Raw genomic sequence first — 19,643 nt, forward strand, 5'->3', positions numbered from 1 at the left:
CGCGATCTCTATCCATTTTCCAGCTTTAGGGCAGCATTTGGCATGCACCGACCGTACAATCGTGAAATCATACTCCCCGTCTGCATGCCCCATCTGCTTTGTGACTCACATTAGATGCTCACCTGAAGAGAGCATCATGCTGGCATAGGTATCTCGAGTCTGGTAACGGTTGCGGTATCTTATGCCAGCACGTTGCAACCCAACTCACATGGTTACGACGCCGGTAGGTGCTTGATCATTTGTCAAGGTGCGGCTGATCAACGTCGGTTTATCATCAAGCTACCATAATTTGCTCCTCAAACACAAAAAGCACCGCATAGATAGCTACCTGTGGGGCTGCTATAATGTCACCTTTGCGGAGCAGAAACGGGCCGCAAGCCCGCATGGTTGTTGAGTTCCTTGTCGAGCTTCCCAAGCTTACGACGAGGGTTCGATTCCCTTCACCCGCTCCATTTTTCGCTGGCGCCTGGCTTGATGCGGCGCAGCCACTTATTTCTCCATTCCCATGTCTTCTGATACCCCAGCAAACGGCCCGGCGCGGCCGATGATGTACGATCCGACCGAACACCGCATCCGCAGTTTCGTGACCCGCGCGGGACGGCTTTCCGTGGCGCAGGCGCGCGCGCTCGAGACTCTGGGCCCGCAGTTTCTGTTGCCTTTCGCCAAAGAACCGATGGATTTCGAGCAGGTGTTCGGCCGCAAGGCGCCCGTCATCCTGGAAATCGGCTTCGGCATGGGCGCGACGACCGCGCATATCGCCAAAGCCATGCCGGAGAAGGATTTCATCGGCGTCGAAGTGCATACGCCCGGTGTCGGCAGCCTGCTGAAGCTGATCGGCGAAGAGTCGCTGACGAATCTGCGTCTGCTGCAGCACGATGCCGTGGAAGTGCTGACGCACATGATTCCCGCCAATTCGCTGGCCGGTATCCACGTGTTCTTCCCCGATCCATGGCACAAGGCGCGCCATAACAAGCGCCGCCTGATCCAGTCGCCGTTCGTCAAGCAATTGACCGATCGCCTGGCGCCGGGCGGCTATCTGCATTGCGCCACGGATTGGGAAGATTATGCGGTGCAAATGCTGGAAGTACTGGGCGCCGAGCCGCAGCTGCACAATAGTGCCGAAGGCTATGCGCCGCAGCCGGCGTATCGTCCTCTGACCAAGTTTGAAAACCGTGGCTTGAAGCTGGGCCATGGCGTGTGGGATCTGGTGTTCATCAAGAAATAACCTGGCGGTTTGCCCACCCGTGCCGTTTGCACGAGAACAAGCCTGCCGCGGCGACGCCGCAGGCTTTTTTTAATGCGCGCTAGTGCGCTGGCTAGGCAAGGCGGGGGAATTACGGTAGTCTTATCTTTTTTGCATTGATTGATATTATGTCCAAGAAAATACTCGTGACGGGCGCATCCGGTTTCATCGGCTCGCATACCTGTGTCGAATTGCTGGCTGCCGGCTTTGAAGTCGTCGCGGTGGATAACCTGTGTAATAGCGCGCGCGAAGCGATGGCGCGCGTGGAGCGCATCTCCGGCAAAAGCTTGCCCTTCTATGCAGCGGACGTGCGCGACCGCGCGGCCATGGCCGCCGTCCTGCGCGAGCACGCCATCGATGCCGTGATCCATTTCGCGGGCTTGAAGGCTGTGGGCGAATCCGTGGCGCAGCCACTGATGTATATGGACAACAATGTCACGGGCACCGTGGCCTTGCTGGAAGTGCTGGCGGCGGCGAACGTGAAGCGTTTTGTGTTCAGCTCGTCGGCCACCGTGTATGGCGACCCGGAAGCCTTGCCGATCCTGGAAACGTCGCGCCTGTCCGTGACCAACCCGTACGGCCGCTCGAAGCTGATGGTCGAGCAGATCCTGGCGGATCTCGTGCATGCTGATGCACAGTGGCAAGTCGGCGTGTTGCGCTACTTCAATCCGGTCGGTGCGCATGCCAGCGGCTTGATCGGCGAAGATCCGGCCGGCATCCCGAACAACCTGATGCCCTTCATCGCCCAGGTGGCCGTGGGCCGCCGCGAGCGCCTGGCCGTCTTCGGCAACGACTACGCCACGCCGGATGGCACGGGCGTGCGCGACTATATCCACGTGGTCGACCTGGCGCTGGGCCACGTGGCCGCGTTGAACCGCCTGTTTGCCACCGAGGGTGGCTTTACCGTCAACCTGGGCACGGGCCACGGTTACAGCGTGCTCGACACCGTTCGCGCCTTCGAAGCCGCCAGCGGCCGCCAGGTACCGTACGACATCGTGCCGCGCCGCCCGGGCGACATCGCCAGTTGCTACGCCTCGGCCGACAAGGCGAAGGAACTGCTGGGCTGGCAAGCACAGAAAAACATCGACGACATGTGCCGCGACCACTGGCGCTGGCAGCACCAGAATCCGCAAGGCTACGCGGCGTAAAAAATCTGCCAGATACAAAAAATCCCGCTCACACGCAAGTGTGGCGGGATTTTTTTAGAGCGCCATCAACCCAATGGCGCCTGAAAAATGCCCGGGGCTAGGCACGGCAACAACGCCCCGGGCTTTTTCTCAGGCAGCCATTATGGGTACAGGCCGCGCACTTCGCGAGCCTGGAGAACACGGGTGCACGCCAGGATGAAGGTCGCGGTACGCATCGACACTTTCTTCTCTTGCGACACTTGCCATACGGCGTCGAACGCTTCGCGCATGATGCGGGTCAGGCGGCTGTTGATTTCTTCTTCCGTCCAGAAGAAGCTCGAGAAGTTCTGCGCCCATTCGAAGTAGCTGACGGTCACGCCGCCGGCGTTGGCCAGCACGTCCGGCACGATCAGCACGCCGCGGTCCGTCAGGATGTCGTCCGCTGCCGGCAGGGTCGGGCCATTGGCGCCTTCCAGGATGATCTTGGCACGGATGACTTGAGCGCGTTCAGCCGTGATCTGCTGTTCCAGCGCGGCCGGGATCAGGATGTCGCAATCGATGCCCCAGAAATCTTCGCGTGGCACGAATGCCTCGGCGCCCGGGAAGCCTTCGACGCTGCCCACTTCGGCCACGTGTGCCAGCAGTTGCGGGATGTTCAAGCCGCCAGCGTGCACGACGGTGGTCTTGTGGTCTTGTACCGCCACCACTTTCGAGCCGGCTTCAGCGAACATGCGTGCAGCGACGCCGCCCACGTTGCCGAAACCTTGCACGATGACTTTCGCGCCTTCGAGCGACATGCCGACCTTGGCGGCCGCATCGCAACCGACGACGAACACGCCGCGGCCCGTCGCATCGCGGCGACCCAGGCTGCCGCCCAGCGAAATTGGCTTGCCCGTCACCACGCCGGTCGACATATTGCCGCCGATCATGGCGTAGCTGTCCATCATCCACGCCATGACTTGTTCATTCGTGTTGACGTCCGGCGCCGGGATATCCTTGTTCGGTCCGATGATCATGCTGATCTCGCTCGTGTAGCGGCGGGTCAGGCGTTGCAGTTCGTTGCGCGACAGGGTCTTTGGATCGACACGGATACCGCCTTTGGCGCCGCCGTATGGCACGTTGACGGCGGCATTCTTGACCGTCATCCAGGCCGACAGGGCCATCACTTCCGACAACGTCACGTCCTGGTGGAAGCGCACGCCGCCCTTGCCTGGGCCGCGCGACAGGTTGTGCTGCACGCGGTAGCCTTCGTAGTGGGCAATGGTGCCGTCATCGCGCTCGATGGGTACGTCGACCGTCAGGATGCGCTTTGGACGCTTCAGCGTTTCCACCCAGCGCGACAGGTTGCCCAGGTACGGCGTAACGCGGTCGATCTGCTCGAGGTAGACGCCCCATGGGCCAAGGTCTTCAGGATTCAGGTAGGAAGGAAGTGCGTGCTTGCTGGTCATGCTTGATAAGCTCCTGGACAATACGAATACGTTAGAGGCACAGCCGATATGCAGCTGCGCGCAGCGGAACCGCATCGTAGGCGATAGCCTCATGCCCCGGCCAATGCTTTGTGCGCATCCGGTTATGCATTTATTGCATAGTTGTGTTGCCAGGATTGCCAGTCAGGACTGGGTGGCCTCGGTGGTGCGTTTGCGGCGCTTGCCCATGCGCGCCTTGCCATCCTGCGACTGCACCAGGTATTGCCACAGGCTTTCGACGATCTGCTTGCCGGGACGCAGGCTCGATGGGCGTTCGCGGTACAGGCGGATTTCCAGCTCGATTTCCCAGCCTGGCGCACCGCCATCGGCGCGCGCCAGGTGTTTGTATTTGACGTCGCGCATGACGGCCGATTCGGGCAGGAAGGCGATGCCGCGGCCTTCCAGCGCCATCATCTTCAAGCCTTCGGCCATGTCCGTTTCGTAGCAGGTTTCCAGGAACAGCGGCGCCTTGGCGTCGGCCACCAGCAATTCCACCATGCGTCCCAGGTAGGCGTTGCTGGTGTAGGAGAGGAAGGGCAGCGGCTCCTTGGCGCTGCCGGGCAGGACGAAGTCCGGCACCTTGTCCTGGCCGCAGCGCGCATAGGCGCGCAGGGTTTCGCGGCCCATCACCAGCATGTCGTAGCGGCCCGGGTCCAGCTGCACCGGCTGGCGCGGATGGTGATAGCACAGCAGCAGGTCGCAGCCGCCGTCGACCAATTGCAGTACGGCGTCGTGCACGTTCAGCGCCATCAGGCGGCTGTTGATCGGCGCAAAACCTTCTTCCAGGGCCGTCAGCCATTTCGGCATGAAGGTCAGCGACAGGGTATGGGGCACGGCGAAATCGACGCTCGTTTGCGTAGCCGCACGCTTGCCGCGCAACAGGGCGCGCACGCCGTTGATCTGCCCCAGCATTTCCAGTGCCTGCTCGTAGAATACGGCGCCGGCGGGCGTCAGGCGCGTTGGGTAGGAGGTGCGGTCGACCAGGTCGATGCCGAGCCAGTTTTCCAGCGACTGGATGCGCCGCGAGAAGGCCGGCTGGGTGACGTGGCGCAGGGCCGCGGAACGGCTGAAGTTATGCGTTTCAGCGAGCGAAATGAAGTCTTCCAGCCATTTGGTTTCCATCGCGGCAGCGTTCTCTTATCAAGGACAAGGGCAAAGTGAAGTGCTCAGGGCGTAGCGGGTGATGCCGCCGGCTGGTACAGCGATGCCGGCAGGCCGAAGAAGGATGGCGGACCCAGGGTCGTGCCGTCGAGCGAGCCGCCCGCATTCAAGGCCTTGTTGATGGCCGACAGCAAGGAGCTGCGGTTGGCCAGGTTTTGTATCAGCGCGCGCGGGCCGTTGTGGAAAGTGTGCTGGGCGATATCCGCGGCGACGACAAAGATCGGCTCGCGGCGCATGGGAAACTCCACCCATTCGCCGTCCTCGTCCTGGGCGCAGAAGGTATGGGGCAGGGTCATGTTTTCGGCGCCGGGCAGGTGCGACGCCAGCACCAGGCCGAAGGCTTCCGGCACCACGTCGGCCAGGCGGCGCACGGTGAGATCGTCCTGCACCAGTAACCGTACTTGCGCTTCCACCGCGTCTTCGGCGCCGGGCTGGGCGCCGAGAATTTTCACGGCCTGATAGATCAGGTCGGACGAGAGTGCTTCCATCAAATCTTCCATCAAATCATCTCCAGGATCATGGCTACGATTTCGTCGCCGTACGAGGCCAGTTTTTTCTCGCCCACGCCGCTCACGCCGCGCATCTGCTCGAGCGAGGTGGGCTTGGCCTTGGCGATTTCGCGCAGGGTGGCGTCGACAAAAATCACGTAGGCCGGCACGTTGTGCGTGCGTGCCGTCTCCACGCGCCACCAGCGCAGCCTGTCGAAAATCGCCTGTTCGCTGGTGGACAGATCCGTCTCGACATAGCCCTTCGCCACGCTGGTGCTGCGCTTGCTGGTTTTCACCGGTTTCTGGTACTGGCGCAGCTGCACTTTCTGGCCGCCCTTGAGCACGGGGCGCGAGGCATCCGTCAGTTTCAGCGAGCTGTATTGTTCATGGTCGACCGAGACGAGGCCCAGCGCGATGGCCTGGCGCAGAATCGATTTCCATTCCGCTTCGCCCAGGTCCGAGCCGATGCCGAAGACGGACAGCGAGTCGTGGTGCCAGGTCTTGATGCGCTCCGATTCCACGCCGCGCAGCACGTCGATCACGTGGCCGCCGGCGAAGCGCTGGTCGACGCGGTAGATGGCCGACAGCAGTTTTTGCACGGGCACGGTGCCGTCGAACGAGATTGGCGGCACCAGGCAGGTGTCACAATTGCCGCACGGCGAAGCCGGTTCGCCGAAGTATTCGAGCAATCGCATGCGGCGGCAGCTGAGCGTTTCGCACAGGCCCAGCATGGCGTCGAGTTTGACGCCCAGCACGCGCTTGAAGGTGTCGTCCGCCTCCGATTCGTCGATCATGCGCCGCTGCAGCACCACGTCCTGCAAGCCGTACGCCATCCACGCGTTGGCGGCCATGCCGTCGCGGCCCGCGCGCCCCGTTTCCTGGTAATAGCCCTCGATGCTTTTCGGTAGATCCAGGTGGGCGACGAAACGCACGTCGGGCTTGTCGATGCCCATGCCGAAGGCGATGGTGGCGACCATGACGATGTTTTCTTCGCGCAGGAAGCGCGCCTGGTTGGCGCTGCGTTTCGCGTATTCCATGCCGGCGTGATAGGGCAGGGCGCGGATGCCGCTCTGGTTCAGAAATTCCGCCGTCTCCTCGACTTTTTTACGCGACAGGCAGTAGACGATGCCGCAGTCGCCCGCGTGTTCCGTGTTGATGAAGTCGAGCAACTGCTTGCGGCCATTCGCCTTTTCCACGATCTGGTAGCGGATGTTCGGGCGGTCGAAGGACGAGACGAACTGGCGCGCGTCTTCCAGCTGCAGGCGCAGGGCGATTTCGGCGCGCGTCTGCGGATCGGCCGTGGCCGTGAGCGCGATGCGCGGCACGTCCGGAAACTGCTCGTGCAGCACCGACAGCTTGATGTATTCGGGGCGGAAGTCGTGGCCCCACTGGGCCACGCAATGCGCCTCATCGATGGCGAACAGGGAGATCTTCGAGGCCTGGAACAGGTCCAGACAACGCTGCGTCATCAGGCGTTCTGGCGCCACGTAGACGACGTCGATGCCGCCCGTGCGCACCAGGCGCTCAATGCGGCTCGCTTCCTCGTAGGTTTGCGTGGAATTGAGGAAGGCGGCACGCACGCCGACTTCTTCCAGCGCGTCCACCTGGTCCTGCATCAGCGCGATCAGTGGCGAGACGACGACGCCGACGCCGTCGCGCAGCAGGGCGGGAATCTGGTAGCACAGCGATTTGCCGCCGCCCGTGGGCATCAGCACCAGCGCGTCGCCGCCATGGCTGACGTGGTCGACGATGTCGGCTTGCTGGCCGCGGAAGGCCGGGTAGCCGAAAACCGTTTGCAGCAGGTGCAGCGCGCGCTGGTTAAGATCTTGATTCATAGTGCCTTATTCTGCCCAAACAACCCAGCCGTAGTGGGCGCTGGCCAACACCAGCAAGCCGAACACAATGCGGTACCAGGCAAAAAACGTGAAGTCGTGCGAGCTGATGTAGCGCAGCAGCCAGCGCACGCACAGGAAGGCGGAAATGAAGGCGGCCACGGTGCCCAGGCCGAACAGGGGCACGTCGGTGGCCGACAGGATGTCGCGCGCTTTGTACAGCGAGTAGAAGGTGGCCGCGAACAAGGTCGGGATGGCCAGGAAGAACGAGAATTCGGTGGCCGTCTTGCGCGACAGGCCTAGCAGCATGCCGCCGATGATGGTCGAGCCGGAACGGCTGGTGCCAGGGATCAGAGCGAATGCCTGCGCGCAGCCCACTTTCAGGGCGTCGAACGGCGTCATTTCATCGACCGAGTTGACGCGCACGGTGACGGGATTGGTGCGCGCGCGGCGCTCCACCAGCAAGATGATGATGCCACCGATGATGAAGGCCATGGCGACCGGTACTGGCTTGAACAGCGCATGCTTGATCATCTTGCCGATGGCCAGGCCGATGACAGCCAGTGGAATGAAGGCGATGGCCACGTTCAGCACGAATTTGCGCGACTTGACTTCGGTGCTGAAGGTGGACAGCACGCTGCCGATGCGCTGGCGGTATTCCCAGCACACGGCCAGGATGGCGCCGGCCTGGATGGCGATCTCGAAGACATCCATGACTTCTTTCGAGACATCCTTGGTAAAGTCGAGCAGACTGCCGGCCAGGATCAGATGTCCCGTGGACGAAATCGGCAAGAATTCGGTAAAACCTTCGACCAGCCCCATGATGATGGCTTTTAACGCAAGAATGAGATCCATAGATGTATAAACGGGTATAAGTGACAGGATGGGGTGACCGCGTGGCGCCAGCAATGTGCGCGGGGTCGAAGCTTACCATGCCGCAGGCCCGCGGACCTTATTTGGGCGCAGTTGGGCGGCGCTTTTTTAGCGCCGTTCGCCAGACAGGAGGAGGGATCAGGATACCTGCTTTGCCGGCGCCACCAGGCGCGCGCTGGCCGCCACCAGCAGCAGGGCGGCGCCCAGCATGGCAAAGGCGATGTTCAGGCTGGTGGCGTGGGCGACGAAGCCGATCACGGCCGGGCCGGCCAGGATGCCCGCGTAGCCGATGGTGGTGATGGCCGCCACGGCGAGGCTGGCCGGCATGGCATGCTGGTTGCCTGCCGCCGTAAACAGGATGGGCACGATATTCGCCGCGCCCAGGCCGATCAGCACGAAGCCAAGCATGGCCAGGCTGGCGTGCGGCGCCAGCACGGCCAGGAAGAAGCCTGCCGCTGCGCACAAGCCGCCAAAAGTGAGCACGCGCTTGCCGCCAAAGTGGCTGACCACCTTGTCGCCGGTGAAACGGCCCACCGTCATGGCGATGGCGAAGGCGGCGTAGCCGAGGCCGCCCTTGGCTTCTTCCACGCCGCGCGTGGTGGTGAGGAACAGGGCGCTCCAGTCGAGGATGGCGCCTTCGGCCAGGAAGACGATAAAGCACAACAGGCCAATGAAAATGACGGCGCCATGCGGCATGACGAACAGCGGCGTCTTTTCGCCGGAGGCGGACGCCGTCGGCAGCAGATGGCCTTGCGCCGCGCCCAGGACGCCGCACAGCAGCAGCATCACCACCACGCAGGACCAGGCCGGCGTCAGGCCCAGCCACAACAGCAGGGCCATGCAGGCCGCGCCGGCGAAGCCGCCCACGCTGAACAGCGCATGAAAGCCCGACATCATGGCGCCGCCGTTGGCTTTTTCGATGATCACGGCCTGGATATTGATGGCCACGTCAAACGTGCCCATGGCCGCGCCGAACACCAGCAGCACCAGGCCCAGTTGCAGCGGCGTGGCAGCCAGCGCCAGGCCGGGCAGGATGGCGGTCAGGAGCAGGCCGGCGCCAACGATGACCTTGCGGCAGCCGAAGCGTGCCGTGAGCATGCCCGTAAACGGCATCGCGCACAGCGAGCCGGCGCCCAGGCACAGCAGCAAAATGCCGAGGGTGGCTTCATCGAGGCCCAGGCGCGACTTGGCGTAGGGAACCAAGGGCGCCCAGGCGGCCATGCCGAGGCCGGCGGCGAAGAAGACCAGGCGCGTGGCGCGTTGTTGCAGGGTGCCGGTGAGATGCATGGGGGAGCTTTTCAAAGTCGGGGTGGATAAAATCAGGCGCGGGCGCGCAACACTTGCACGCCCAGCCGTTCAAAGGCGGCCACGTGGGCAGCGTCGGCATCGGCTTCCAGCACCAGGTGCTGCAGCAAGCCCGTGGCCAATACGCCAAAGGGTGCGGCGGTGCCCAGCTTGTCGCTGGTGACGGCCACGACCACCGCCTTGCTGGCGCCGGCGATGCTGCGCTTGAATTCCGCCTCGTCGTAATTGAAGGCCGTTACCCCCGCGTCCGCATCGGCGCCGCAAGCGCCGAGGAAACACAGGTCGGGATGCATGCGCTCGACGGTGCGCAGCGCCTGCGGTCCCAGGCTGGCGCCGGCGCTGCGGTCGACCCTGCCGCCAGCCATGATCAACTCGATTTCCGGGCGTTCCATCAGGGTCATGGCAATGGCTGGTGCGTTGGTGATGACAGTGAGCGCTAACTCTGGCAAGGCGCTGGCGATGGCCAGGTTGGTCGAGCCCGCATCGAGAAACAGTACCTGGCCCGCGCGCACGAGGGACACGGCGGCCTGCGCCAGGCGCGCCTTGCGTTCCGGCGCTTCCTGCTTGCGCTGGCTCAAGGTGCCGCCGTCCGGCGCCAGCGGCAGGGCGCCGCCATACACGCGCTGGCACAGGCCGGCCGCCGCCATCTCGCGCAGGTCGCGCCGTATCGTATCTTCGGATACGTCGAGCTGGCGCGCCAGGTCCAGCGCCAGCACGCGACCGTCGGCATGCAATTGTTGCTGGATCAGCGCGTGGCGTTGTTTGAGGAGCAAGGTGGCGGACATGGTGAACCTATAAACGTGCAAGAATGTGCAAGAATATACGCAAACGTGCAAACAGAGTCAAGCGTACGCAGGTTTCCGTCAAATATTGCCGAAAAGATATAAGTTCTGTTAGTGTTGTAAAAAATGGTATGAAATAAGGGCAGCCATGTTTTCGAGTACCTCTTTCAAGGCAAGTTTGCCGGGCCGCGCCCTGCGCCGCAGTGGATGGTTGATCCTGGGCATGATGATCGTGTTGAATGCGCTGCATTGGATGCGTCATGGCACGCTGGGCTGGAGCGATGCACGCGATTCCGTGTGCCTTCTGCTGATCTATCTGGGGATTGCCACCTTGCTGGAATACAAGCGGCAGCGCGACGCCGAGGAAGCGGAAGACGCGCGCTAAGGGCGACGCAAGCAGGGACGCCGTGCGCGCCGCCGCTCAGGGCGCCGTCAGCCGTTCCAGCTCGGCCAGCCAGTGCACCGCGTGTTCGCGGTTGTCGCCGCACATCTCCGCGGATGGCTGCAAGCCGCCGCAAAACGCGGGCCGTTCCGGCTGGCCAAAGATATTGCAACGGTTGTCATCGGCCAGCTGCACGCAGCGCACGCCCGCCGGTTTTCCCTCTGGCATGCCGGGAATCGGGCTGGTGATGGACGGTGCGGTGCAGCAGGCGCCGCACGAGGGACGGCATGCCAGGGTGGCAGATGGTGACATGGGAGTTCAGACGGGCGGGTGAGGAGCCGACAGTATAGCAAGCCGGCTCCCATGTGTTGCCTGGGCGCGTTCAGCGCACGATGCTGACGCGCTTGCCCGATAAAGTGCGGCGGGCCGGATCGCCATGCACGGTGATCCGGCCGGAACCGCTGGCGCGGGCGTTGACTTCATTCTGGACGCTGACGTCGATGTCGCCGGAGCCGTTGCTCGCCAGATAGGCAACGTCGCTGCGCAGCGACGCCAGGTTGACATCGCCCGAGCCATTCACGTTGGCGTCGAGGCGCTGCACGGCGCCGTTGGCGCTGATGCTGCCCGAGCCGTTGACGGCCACGTTGATGCGTTCGCCGTGCACGCTGCCCAGCTGGATGCTGCCCGAGCCGTTCTGCACCGCGTCCGTGTTGCCGCTGGCGAGGGCCGCCGCGTTAATGCTGCCCGAGCCATGGTTGGCCACGTCGAAGCGTCCCGTCGTGCCCGACAATTCGCTCTTCATCGACCCGCGCTGTTCCAGGCTGAAATCGTCGCCATTCAGGCCGCTGACCACCAGGCGGCCCGAGCCGGAGATGTTGATCTTCCTCAATTGCGGTGTCGTATAGATGACGTGGATACCATTGCTGCTGCGAATGTTCGTGTCGCTCCACAGGCGCAGCGTATTGCCGTTCACGTCGCTATGGATCAGCGGTTGCAGATTGCTGTCCGCTTCGATCACCAGCGATGCCGTCGGGCCGACGCGCACGTCGATCTTGATGTCGATGCGCTTCATGTTGTCGATGTCGAGCGCGCTGATGGTGCTGACCTGGCGCACGTCGCGGCTCACTTGCCCATTGCCCTGGATGACATTGCTGCTGGAATCGGCATAGCGTACTTCGCCATCGTTGGGGTTGATGACGATGGCGCAACCGCCAAGGGCAACGGCACAGCACAGGGCCAGCAAGGTACGCATGGTGTTTCCTTTATGATTGTTTTAGTTCGGGACAAGAAAAGAGCCGGCTGCCGCGCCGCGGCTGCCGTGCTGTCGATGAGAAGATAGCAAAGCGGTGCGCTGGCTGGCAGGGAAATGCGACGAACTGCGCAAAATGGGGGCTGAAACGCATTCTGCTTCACCCGGCGCCGCAGTCCGGCTCCAGAGGGAGGTGCCGCCAACGCCGGCGCGGAGCGTACAATGCCGGTGTTCGGTGTGCCGAACGATGTCCCGCGCCGCGCGCATGGGAAGCGCTTGACCTTGACGGTAGACCGGTCTACCATTAATGACTCAAAAGTAAGTTACTTGGAAAGACACATGCAAGCCCCGATTGATACCAAGCCCCGCTGGGAGCGGCGCAAGGATGCCCGCCCGCAGGAATTGCTCGCCGCCGCCCTCGACCTGTTTGTCGAACGGGGCTTCGCATCGACGCGCCTGGAGGATGTGGCCAAGCGGGCCGGCGTGTCGAAAGGCACCCTGTACCTGTACTTTGAGAACAAGCAAGAGCTGTTCAAGGCCGTGGTGCGCGACAATATCGTGCATTCCATCGGCGAGGCGGAAGACAGCATGGCCGCCTCGGACAGCAGCAGCGCCGAGTTGTTGCGTAGCATGATGATGCAATGGTGGGAAGAATTCGGCGCCACCAAGCTGGCCGGTTTGACCAAGCTGATGCTGGCCGAAGCGAACAATTTCCCGGAACTGGCGCAGTTTTACAACGAAGAGGTGGTCACGCGCGGCAATGCGCTGATCGCCACCTTGCTGGAACGGGGCATGCAGCGCGGCGAATTCCGCCAGGTCGATCCCGTGCTGGTCAGCACCATCCTCAGCGCGCCCGTCACCATGCTGATGATGTGGACGCACTCCTTCCTGCCGTGCGAGGTCAAGAACATCGATCCCGTCGCCTACATGGATGCCTTTATCGACATGAGCTTGCGCAGCTTGCAGGTGGAGGCGCCCGGGAAAAGTTGATAAGCGGAGCTTGCCTCTACCGTTCAGTTGCCCCTTTTCCAAGGTTCGCCCCCCCAAATCTGCAGATCGTCGCAAATTTCCTCCATTCCCCGCCTTTATGGTTAACATGTGCTTTCAGCCAGTTCAACGATAAAATGGCGGATTATTACTTCACTTACCGAGTCCAAAGATGAATATCGAACAAGCCCGCTTCAATATGATCGAACAGCAGATCCGTCCATGGGACGTACTGGATATCGACGTATTGGAGCTGTTGAACGTGGTCAAGCGTGAAGATTTCGTGCCGGCCGCCTATAAGAACCTGGCCTTCGTCGATACCGAAATTCCACTGGGCGGTGGCGAATGCATGTTGACGCCGAAGCTGGAAGCACGCATTTTGCAAGACGTAGCCGTCAAAAAGCATGAAAATGTACTGGAAATCGGCACCGGCAGCGGCTACATGGCCGCGTTGCTGGCGCACAAGGCACGTCATGTGACGAGCGTGGAAATCGTTCCCCAATTGAAAACCCTGGCCGAGCAGACCCTGGCCGCCAACGGCGTGACGAATGTCACCGTGGAACTGGGCGACGGCGCCCAGGGCTGGAGCAAGGGCGCACCGTATGACGTGATCGTCGTGTCCGGCGCCCTGGCCGTGTTGCCGGAAGCACTGTTGCAACAAGTGAAAGTCGGCGGCCGCATCCTGGCCATCATCGGCGAAGCGCCGATCATGTCGGCGCACCTGATCACGCGCAGCTCGGACAAGGCCTACGACACGCGCAAGCTGTTTGAAACCAATGTCACGCCGCTGCAAGCCGTGGCACCGTCGCATTTCCAGTTCTGAGGCGACCGATTCGATGGAGCATTTGAGTGCACCGCAGCTGGCCGCCTGGCTGGCTGACCCTTCCCGCCCGCGCCCCTTGTTGCTGGACGTGCGGGAACAGTGGGAGTTCGACCTGTGCCACCTCGACGGTGCCACCCTGATGCAGATGAATTCGATTCCTGCGCGCATCGATGACCTCGATGAAGACGCCGAAATCGTCTGCATCTGCCATCACGGCATGCGCAGCATGCAAGTGGCAGCCTTCCTGGAGCGCAATGGTTTTGGCAAGATCAGTAATTTGACGGGCGGCGTGCATGCCTGGGCGCTGCAAGTCGACAGCGCGATGCCTAAATACTAAGCTATTTTGCAGTAGATGCACCCAGGCATGTTTTCCTGCATGCCTGCGGAGGCCTGTACCCCGCTCACCCGGCGGGCGCAAGGCAAGCGGTAGCAGATTTTTGATTCCATCAACTTTTGACGACTCCAACGGAGAAATGCAATGCGGAAACCCCTTATCGCCGTGCTGATGACCAGCGCCTTTGTCTCGATGACATACTCGCTGCAAGCGCAGGCGGCCGATCTCATCCAGGTGTACCAGCAGGCGCTGGCCAATGACGCGCAGTACGCCAGCGCGCGCGCGGCCCTGTCGGCCGGGATGGAGCGGGTTCCGCAGGGATTGGCAGGCTTGCTGCCGCAAATCTCCGCGTCGGGCAGCAATACGCGTGGCAATCAGGAACAGATCGCCCAGAACAATGGCGGCAACAAGATCACCTCGCCGTCCGTGAATGTGCGCACGAATGCCTACAATTTGACACTGGCGCAACCGCTGTTCCGCTGGGATCGCTGGGAAACCTATCAGCAAAGCAAGCTGGCGCAGGCGATTGCCGAAGCGCAATTTGCACAAGTGCAGCAAGACCTGATCACCCGCGTGGCGCAGGCGTATTTCGACGTGCTGAGCGCGCAGGACAACCTGGGCGCCACGCAGGCGCAAAAGGTCGCCACGACGGAACAACTGGCATCGGCCAAGCGCAACTTCGAAGTCGGCACGCAAACGATTACCGACACGCACGAAGCGCAAGCGGCCTACGACCTGGTGGTGGCGCAGGAATTTGCCGCCATCAATGATCTGGCCAACAAGCGCAGCGCCTTGCAAACCATCATCGGCGAAGCGCCGACCACCCTGGCGCCGATGCGCACGGGCGTCGTCATCAGCGCGCCTGAACCGGCTGCCGTCGAGCCGTGGGTGTCGTCCGCGGAAGAGCAGAACTACGGCGTCGTCACGGCCCAGTTCAATGTGGAATCGGCCAAGCGCGACATCGGCCGCAACCGCGCCGGCCACTACCCGACCGTGGACCTGATCGCCAACGCTGGCCATACCTATTCCTCGGGTGGCGGCAATGGCAACGGCAATAACAATAATGCCATCGGCGTGCAGTGGAGCATCCCGATCTTCAGCGGCTTTGCCGTCACCAGCAAGGTGCGCGAATCGATCGCGCTGGAAAACAAGGCCCGCAACGACCTGGAAACGGCACGCCGCACGGCCTCGCAGGGCGCGCGCCAGGCTTTCCTGGGCGTCAATAGCGGCCTGGCGCAAGTCAAGGCGCTGGAAGCGGCGGAAGTGTCGAGCAAATCGGCGCTGGAGTCGAACCAGCTCGGCTATCAAGTGGGCGTGCGCATCAATATCGACGTGTTGAATGCGCAGAAACAATTGTTCTCGACGCAAAAAGACCTGTCGAAAGCCCGCTACGACACCATCATGAACGGCTTGCGCCTGAAGGCGGCAGCCGGCACCCTGAAGGAAACGGATTTGATGCCCGTCAATGCCTTGCTGGACAAATAATCCAGTATTGCGCACGATCAAAACCAGCACCGGCGACGGCGCTGGTTTTTTTTCGTCTTGCCGTGTTATCACACGGCGCGGCTGTTGGCCACTTGCGTCAGGATCACGCCCGCCACCACCAGCCCCGCACCGGCCCAGTGCAGCGGAGAAATATGCTTCACGGCAAAGCCCAGCAAGCCGTAGCGGTCGATGGCCAGCGCGGCCAGCATTTGCCCGCCGATGACGGCCGCCATGAAGGGGCCGGACCCCATGCGCGGCGCCAGCATCAGCGCGGCGGTAATATAGAACACGCCGGCCGCGCCGCCCAGCCAGGACCAGCCGGGCCCGCGCATGGCGAGCTGGATATCCGGAGCCGGCACCCGCCAGAGCAGCATCACGAGCGACGCGAGCACGGCGCTGACGGCCAGCGAGGCGAGGGTGGCCCACAGCGGGTGGCCCAGGTTGCGGCCCAGCGCGGCATTCGCGCCCGCCTGGAAGGGAACGACGGCGCCGGCCAGCATGGCCAGCGGGGCAAATACGGTGATCCATCCATGCATGTGCGACTCCATCTTTGTTGAGTTGATGCGATCATCGTATTATGCTGTCATGATTAAATCCAATTCGTAGTTTGTCATCCAACTATGCATGAAATGAATAATCTGCGCGCCGTCGATTTGAACTTGCTGGTGATCCTGGATGCGCTGCTCAGCGAGCGCCATTTGTCGCGCGCGGCCGAACGGTTACATATGAGCCAGCCTGCCGTCAGCCATGCGCTGGCCCGCTTGCGCCACCTGCTCGGCGACCCGCTGCTATTGCGCGGCAAGGGCGGCTTCCAGCCGACGGCGCGCGCGCTGGAATTGGCGCGGCCCTTGGCCGAAGCCCTGCAAAGCGTGCGTTCCGTGCTGGGCGGCGCCGTCTTCGAGGCGGCCACGGCGCAGCGCGTGTTTCGCCTGGCCATGTCGGATTACGGCGCGGCCTTGCTCTTGCCTGCTTTGCTGCGGCGCCTGCGCGCGGACGCGCCCGGCATCGACCTGGTTGTCAGCTACGCCAGCCGTCCGGCCGTGATCGCTGGCGTGCAGGATGGCGAGATCGACCTGGCGCTCGGCGTGTTCCCGCAACTGCCCGAGCAACTGCATAGAGAAACTTTATTTGAGGAAACGTTCGCGTGCGCGCTCGATCCGGCCAGCCTGGCGGCCGGTGAAATGCTGAGTTTGGACACCTATCTGGCGCGTCCCCATGTGCTGGTGGCGTCCAGCGAGGGTGGCATGGCGGCCGAAGTCGACGCGGCCCTGGCCCAGTTGGGACAGACGCGCCGCATCGCCGTGCGCGTGCCGTACTGGACGGTCGCTCCGGATGTTGTGAGGGGGACGGACTTGATCCTGACGGTGGCGCGGCGCGCCTTGCAGGGCAGCGCGGCGCAAGGGCTGGCGCAGTACGCTGCGCCGTTTGCCATTGCGCCGTTTGCGTTTGAAGTGATACGGCACCGCCGCACGGACGGCGATGCGGGCATCGCCTGGCTGCGCGCGGCCATTGCACAGGCCGCCGAGCCAGGCTGAGGTATTACAGGCCGCCGCCCTGGCCGTCGAACTTGCGCTCGATCAATTCGATCTTGTAGCCGTCCGGGTCGGTGATGAAGGCGATGACCGTGTTGCCGCCTTTCACGGGGCCCGGTTCGCGCGTGACGTTGCCGCCATTCGCGCGTGCCGCGTCGCAAGCGGCGACGATGTCGTCGGCCGAGATGGCGATGTGGCCATACGCCGTGCCCAGCTCGTAGCTGGTGGTGCCGTAGTTATACGTCAGTTCCAGTTCCGCGTGGTCGGGATTCGATCCATAGCCGACGAAGGCCAGCGTGTATTGGTATTCCGGGTTGTCGCTGGTGCGCAGCAATTTCATGCCCAGGACCTTGGTGTAAAAATCGATGGAGCGCTGCAGGTCGCCGACCCGTAACATGGTGTGCAAAATACGCATCGTAAATCCTTGAGGGTAATAGGGGAATGGCAGGATTTTATGCGTTTTACGGCTTTCTTGCCGAGACCGCCCCTGCCGTCCGGTGAGGGGACGGCAGCGGACGGCATGCCGGCATTACTCCAGATGGGCGTCCAGGGTGATTTCCGTAGCCAGCAATTTGGACACGGGGCAGCCGAGCTTGGCGCGCAGGGCCGCGTCCTGGAACGCTTCGTCGGTGGCGCCGGGGATGGTGGCCACGAGGGTCAGGTGCACGGCCGTGATGGCATAGCTGCCATCGATTTTTTCCAGGCTGACATCGGCCGTGGTTTTCAGGGCCGTGGCGCGCAAGCCCGCCTCGCCCAGCTGGCCGGACAGGGCCATGGTGAAGCAGGCCGCATGGGCGGCGCCGATGAGTTCTTCCGGATTGCTGCCGGGACCGTCTTCGAAGCGGGTGTTGAAGCCATAGGCTACGTTGTCGAGCGCGCCGCTTTGGGTGGAAATAAACCCTTTGCCATCTTTAAGGCCGCCACTCCAGACGGCTGATCCTGTTTTTTTCATGATGTACTCCTTGCGTGGTTCGAGCGTCCATCATGCGCGCCGGGGCTTGCCGCTTCCGTTCGTTGCGTCACACTGTGGGAGCATGCGCGGCCCATGACGGTTCGACTCAGCGCGCCTTCTTTGGTTCCAGTTCTGCGTCGGGACGCGCCTGTTTCGGTTCGGCCGGCTTGACCTTTTCCACGCCGGGCTGGGCACGCCGGTCCGTATCGACCAGGCCTTGCTCCAGGTCGCTGGCTGCCTGCTGCATGATCTTGCGCGGGCGCACGTTTTGCGCATCGGGCGACTCGTCGCGCTCGTGCGGCAGGCGGTCGATGCCGTCATTGCTGACTTTTTCATCGGTATTGATCTTGCGTTCGCTTGGCTGGGTAGCCATATGGCCTCCTGACAGTAAAAATGACGTGCCATCAGTGTCCCGCCGCGCGGGGCTGCCCGCAAGCGGATTTGTCCGGGCAGGGAGCGCTGGCGCACGCATGGACGATTCTTTTTCTGCGCTACACTGCGTGCAACACCAAGAACGCCCCTTGCAGGCACGCGGCAGCCGCACTATACTGTGCATATATACAGTATTATGCGATGCCGGCGTGCGATGCGACAGCCTGGGGCGGTTTGCCACCGAATTCACTACCGAGACTCTTATGCCCGTCGATACACACGCCGAACAGCCAGCCGCGACCTTGCCAGCCCCGGGAGAGCGCTTCAACCTGGGCGCCAAGACCATCGCCCTGGTCGTGCGCCAGAATACGGATGGCATTGCCGAGCCCGTGAAAAGCATCGTCGATTTCCTGCAAGTGCTGGGCCACACGGTGGTCTTCGAGGCGGAGACGGCTGCACACCTGAACCTGGCGTTTCCCGGCGTGCGCGCCATGTCGCCGGCCGAGATCGGCGCCGCTGCCGATTGCGCCATCGTCATGGGCGGCGACGGTACCATGCTGGGCATTGCGCGCCAGCTGGCGCCATTCGACGTACCTTTGATCGGTATCAATCAGGGGCGTTTGGGTTTCATGACGGATATTCCGCTCGAACGCATGCTGCCCGTGCTGGCGCAAATTCTCGGCGGCCGCTTCAAGGCCGAACGCCGCACCTTGCTCGAAGGCAGCGTGCTGCGTGACGGCGTGTCGATACACGTGGGCATGGCCGTCAACGATGTCGTCGTTTCGCGCGGCGGCGGCGCAGGCATGGCCGAATTGCGCGTCGAGGTCGATGGCCACTTCATGTACAACCAGCGCTCGGATGGCTTGATCATTTCCACGCCCACGGGCTCGACCGCGTACTCGCTGTCGGCCGGCGGCCCCTTGCTGCATCCGACCCTGGGCGGCATCGTGCTCGTGCCGATCGCCCCGCATGCGCTGTCGAACCGCCCCATCGTCTTGCCCGACTCCAGCCAGATCGTCGTGGAAATCGTGCGCGGGCGCGATATCAGCGTCAATTTCGACATGCAGACCTTTGCCAGCCTGGTGCAGCAAGACCGCATCCTCATCCGCCGTTCGCCGCATGCGATTACCTTCCTGCATCCGGAAGGGTGGAGTTACTACAACACCCTGCGTGAAAAATTGCACTGGAATGAGTATCCGTCGGGCGAGGGCAAGCTCAGCTAACATTTTCTCCACGTCAACCCGCGGTGC

22 protein-coding genes are annotated in these 19,643 nt (G+C 62.6%); 9 read left to right on the top strand and 13 right to left on the bottom strand.

Annotated features, from left to right (window positions below):
• Positions 1–544: 544 nt before the first annotated feature.
• Both trmB and galE read left to right on the top strand, forming a co-directional pair.
• Positions 545–1,225 carry a tRNA (guanosine(46)-N7)-methyltransferase TrmB gene (gene trmB, locus O3301_RS19885; RefSeq protein ID WP_305057273.1) on the top strand — a complete coding sequence of 227 codons (681 nt, stop codon included), beginning with the start codon at positions 545–547 and terminating at the stop codon, positions 1,223–1,225.
• Positions 1,226–1,371: 146 nt separating this feature from the next.
• Complete coding sequence (gene galE / locus O3301_RS19890; RefSeq protein ID WP_305057274.1) at positions 1,372–2,391, top strand: UDP-glucose 4-epimerase GalE; 1,020 nt, start codon at positions 1,372–1,374, stop codon at positions 2,389–2,391.
• Between the two features lie 140 nt (positions 2,392–2,531).
• Here galE and O3301_RS19895 read toward each other — a convergent pair whose 3' ends face one another.
• The 7 genes from O3301_RS19895 to O3301_RS19925 form a co-directional block, all read right to left on the bottom strand.
• Positions 2,532–3,818: a Glu/Leu/Phe/Val dehydrogenase gene (locus O3301_RS19895; RefSeq protein WP_034785857.1), complete on the bottom strand. Its 1,287-nt coding sequence runs from the start codon at positions 3,816–3,818 to the stop codon at positions 2,532–2,534.
• Positions 3,819–3,980: 162 nt separating this feature from the next.
• Positions 3,981–4,958 (bottom strand): LysR family transcriptional regulator, encoded by a 978-nt coding sequence (locus tag O3301_RS19900; RefSeq protein ID WP_305057275.1) that lies wholly within the window; start codon positions 4,956–4,958, stop codon positions 3,981–3,983.
• 44 nt (positions 4,959–5,002) lie between these two features.
• Positions 5,003–5,485, bottom strand: coding sequence for a hypothetical protein (locus tag O3301_RS19905; protein WP_305057276.1), 483 nt, complete (start codon positions 5,483–5,485; stop codon positions 5,003–5,005).
• Positions 5,486–5,496: 11 nt separating this feature from the next.
• Positions 5,497–7,320 (bottom strand): DNA helicase RecQ, encoded by a 1,824-nt coding sequence (recQ, locus tag O3301_RS19910; protein ID WP_305057277.1) that lies wholly within the window; start codon positions 7,318–7,320, stop codon positions 5,497–5,499.
• Positions 7,321–7,326: 6 nt separating this feature from the next.
• Complete coding sequence (locus tag O3301_RS19915; RefSeq protein WP_099666310.1) at positions 7,327–8,172, bottom strand: undecaprenyl-diphosphate phosphatase; 846 nt, start codon at positions 8,170–8,172, stop codon at positions 7,327–7,329.
• Between the two features lie 156 nt (positions 8,173–8,328).
• Entirely contained in the window at positions 8,329–9,477 is a 1,149-nt protein-coding gene (locus tag O3301_RS19920) for an MFS transporter (RefSeq protein ID WP_305057278.1), read from the bottom strand.
• 32 nt (positions 9,478–9,509) lie between these two features.
• Entirely contained in the window at positions 9,510–10,280 is a 771-nt protein-coding gene (locus O3301_RS19925) for a DeoR/GlpR family DNA-binding transcription regulator (RefSeq protein WP_305057279.1), read from the bottom strand.
• 145 nt (positions 10,281–10,425) lie between these two features.
• Between O3301_RS19925 and O3301_RS19930 the strand changes: the two genes are divergently transcribed.
• Positions 10,426–10,662, top strand: coding sequence for a hypothetical protein (locus O3301_RS19930; RefSeq protein WP_077408729.1), 237 nt, complete (start codon positions 10,426–10,428; stop codon positions 10,660–10,662).
• A 36-nt stretch (positions 10,663–10,698) separates the two neighbouring features.
• Here O3301_RS19930 and O3301_RS19935 read toward each other — a convergent pair whose 3' ends face one another.
• Both O3301_RS19935 and O3301_RS19940 read right to left on the bottom strand, forming a co-directional pair.
• Positions 10,699–10,971, bottom strand: a complete 273-nt coding sequence (locus O3301_RS19935; RefSeq protein ID WP_305057280.1) for a YkgJ family cysteine cluster protein — start codon at positions 10,969–10,971, stop codon at positions 10,699–10,701.
• Positions 10,972–11,041: 70 nt separating this feature from the next.
• Positions 11,042–11,911 (bottom strand): head GIN domain-containing protein, encoded by an 870-nt coding sequence (locus tag O3301_RS19940; protein WP_305057281.1) that lies wholly within the window; start codon positions 11,909–11,911, stop codon positions 11,042–11,044.
• Between the two features lie 336 nt (positions 11,912–12,247).
• On the opposite strand from O3301_RS19940, the gene O3301_RS19945 reads away from it, so the two are divergent.
• From O3301_RS19945 to O3301_RS19960, 4 genes are all read left to right on the top strand, one after another.
• Positions 12,248–12,898: a TetR/AcrR family transcriptional regulator gene (locus O3301_RS19945; RefSeq protein ID WP_077408726.1), complete on the top strand. Its 651-nt coding sequence runs from the start codon at positions 12,248–12,250 to the stop codon at positions 12,896–12,898.
• A 169-nt stretch (positions 12,899–13,067) separates the two neighbouring features.
• Positions 13,068–13,718, top strand: coding sequence for a protein-L-isoaspartate O-methyltransferase (locus tag O3301_RS19950; protein WP_034788761.1), 651 nt, complete (start codon positions 13,068–13,070; stop codon positions 13,716–13,718).
• Between the two features lie 13 nt (positions 13,719–13,731).
• Complete coding sequence (locus tag O3301_RS19955) at positions 13,732–14,055, top strand: rhodanese-like domain-containing protein (RefSeq protein WP_034745954.1); 324 nt, start codon at positions 13,732–13,734, stop codon at positions 14,053–14,055.
• A gap of 141 nt (positions 14,056–14,196) precedes the next feature.
• Entirely contained in the window at positions 14,197–15,537 is a 1,341-nt protein-coding gene (locus O3301_RS19960; RefSeq protein WP_099666320.1) for a TolC family outer membrane protein, read from the top strand.
• Between the two features lie 68 nt (positions 15,538–15,605).
• Here O3301_RS19960 and O3301_RS19965 read toward each other — a convergent pair whose 3' ends face one another.
• The gene (locus O3301_RS19965; RefSeq protein WP_305057282.1) at positions 15,606–16,073 is read right to left on the bottom strand and encodes a DMT family transporter; all 468 of its coding nucleotides are present in this window, start codon (positions 16,071–16,073) and stop codon (positions 15,606–15,608) included.
• A gap of 93 nt (positions 16,074–16,166) precedes the next feature.
• On the opposite strand from O3301_RS19965, the gene O3301_RS19970 reads away from it, so the two are divergent.
• Entirely contained in the window at positions 16,167–17,072 is a 906-nt protein-coding gene (locus O3301_RS19970; RefSeq protein WP_305057283.1) for a LysR substrate-binding domain-containing protein, read from the top strand.
• Between the two features lie 4 nt (positions 17,073–17,076).
• Here the strand turns inward: O3301_RS19970 and gloA are convergent, their stop codons facing one another.
• The 3 genes from gloA to O3301_RS19985 form a co-directional block, all read right to left on the bottom strand.
• Positions 17,077–17,484, bottom strand: a complete 408-nt coding sequence (gene gloA, locus O3301_RS19975; protein ID WP_010401713.1) for a lactoylglutathione lyase — start codon at positions 17,482–17,484, stop codon at positions 17,077–17,079.
• 114 nt (positions 17,485–17,598) lie between these two features.
• Entirely contained in the window at positions 17,599–18,021 is a 423-nt protein-coding gene (locus O3301_RS19980) for an OsmC family protein (RefSeq protein WP_035828320.1), read from the bottom strand.
• Positions 18,022–18,127: 106 nt separating this feature from the next.
• Positions 18,128–18,394 (bottom strand): hypothetical protein, encoded by a 267-nt coding sequence (locus O3301_RS19985; protein WP_305057284.1) that lies wholly within the window; start codon positions 18,392–18,394, stop codon positions 18,128–18,130.
• A gap of 262 nt (positions 18,395–18,656) precedes the next feature.
• On the opposite strand from O3301_RS19985, the gene O3301_RS19990 reads away from it, so the two are divergent.
• The gene (locus O3301_RS19990; RefSeq protein WP_289903282.1) at positions 18,657–19,616 is read left to right on the top strand and encodes an NAD kinase; all 960 of its coding nucleotides are present in this window, start codon (positions 18,657–18,659) and stop codon (positions 19,614–19,616) included.
• Positions 19,617–19,643: the final 27 nt, after the last annotated feature.

The sequence above is a fragment of the Janthinobacterium sp. SUN211 genome, assembly GCF_030587315.1.
GTDB lineage: Bacteria > Pseudomonadota > Gammaproteobacteria > Burkholderiales > Burkholderiaceae_D > Janthinobacterium > Janthinobacterium kumbetense.

Excerpts from the sequence above, each read along its gene's own strand:
- trmB (WP_305057273.1), top strand. The coding sequence starts at position 545 with ATGATGTACGATCCGACCGAACACCGCATCCGCAGTTTCGTGACCCGC.
- galE (WP_305057274.1), top strand. The coding sequence starts at position 1,372 with ATGTCCAAGAAAATACTCGTGACGGGCGCATCCGGTTTCATCGGCTCG.
- O3301_RS19895 (WP_034785857.1), bottom strand. The coding sequence starts at position 3,818 with ATGACCAGCAAGCACGCACTTCCTTCCTACCTGAATCCTGAAGACCTT.
- O3301_RS19900 (WP_305057275.1), bottom strand. The coding sequence starts at position 4,958 with ATGGAAACCAAATGGCTGGAAGACTTCATTTCGCTCGCTGAAACGCAT.
- O3301_RS19905 (WP_305057276.1), bottom strand. The coding sequence starts at position 5,485 with ATGGAAGCACTCTCGTCCGACCTGATCTATCAGGCCGTGAAAATTCTC.
- recQ (WP_305057277.1), bottom strand. The coding sequence starts at position 7,320 with ATGAATCAAGATCTTAACCAGCGCGCGCTGCACCTGCTGCAAACGGTT.
- O3301_RS19915 (WP_099666310.1), bottom strand. The coding sequence starts at position 8,172 with ATGGATCTCATTCTTGCGTTAAAAGCCATCATCATGGGGCTGGTCGAA.
- O3301_RS19920 (WP_305057278.1), bottom strand. The coding sequence starts at position 9,477 with ATGCATCTCACCGGCACCCTGCAACAACGCGCCACGCGCCTGGTCTTC.
- O3301_RS19925 (WP_305057279.1), bottom strand. The coding sequence starts at position 10,280 with ATGTCCGCCACCTTGCTCCTCAAACAACGCCACGCGCTGATCCAGCAA.
- O3301_RS19930 (WP_077408729.1), top strand. The coding sequence starts at position 10,426 with ATGTTTTCGAGTACCTCTTTCAAGGCAAGTTTGCCGGGCCGCGCCCTG.
- O3301_RS19935 (WP_305057280.1), bottom strand. The coding sequence starts at position 10,971 with ATGTCACCATCTGCCACCCTGGCATGCCGTCCCTCGTGCGGCGCCTGC.
- O3301_RS19940 (WP_305057281.1), bottom strand. The coding sequence starts at position 11,911 with ATGCGTACCTTGCTGGCCCTGTGCTGTGCCGTTGCCCTTGGCGGTTGC.
- O3301_RS19945 (WP_077408726.1), top strand. The coding sequence starts at position 12,248 with ATGCAAGCCCCGATTGATACCAAGCCCCGCTGGGAGCGGCGCAAGGAT.
- O3301_RS19950 (WP_034788761.1), top strand. The coding sequence starts at position 13,068 with ATGAATATCGAACAAGCCCGCTTCAATATGATCGAACAGCAGATCCGT.
- O3301_RS19955 (WP_034745954.1), top strand. The coding sequence starts at position 13,732 with ATGGAGCATTTGAGTGCACCGCAGCTGGCCGCCTGGCTGGCTGACCCT.
- O3301_RS19960 (WP_099666320.1), top strand. The coding sequence starts at position 14,197 with ATGCGGAAACCCCTTATCGCCGTGCTGATGACCAGCGCCTTTGTCTCG.
- O3301_RS19965 (WP_305057282.1), bottom strand. The coding sequence starts at position 16,073 with ATGCATGGATGGATCACCGTATTTGCCCCGCTGGCCATGCTGGCCGGC.
- O3301_RS19970 (WP_305057283.1), top strand. The coding sequence starts at position 16,167 with ATGAATAATCTGCGCGCCGTCGATTTGAACTTGCTGGTGATCCTGGAT.
- gloA (WP_010401713.1), bottom strand. The coding sequence starts at position 17,484 with ATGCGTATTTTGCACACCATGTTACGGGTCGGCGACCTGCAGCGCTCC.
- O3301_RS19980 (WP_035828320.1), bottom strand. The coding sequence starts at position 18,021 with ATGAAAAAAACAGGATCAGCCGTCTGGAGTGGCGGCCTTAAAGATGGC.
- O3301_RS19985 (WP_305057284.1), bottom strand. The coding sequence starts at position 18,394 with ATGGCTACCCAGCCAAGCGAACGCAAGATCAATACCGATGAAAAAGTC.
- O3301_RS19990 (WP_289903282.1), top strand. The coding sequence starts at position 18,657 with ATGCCCGTCGATACACACGCCGAACAGCCAGCCGCGACCTTGCCAGCC.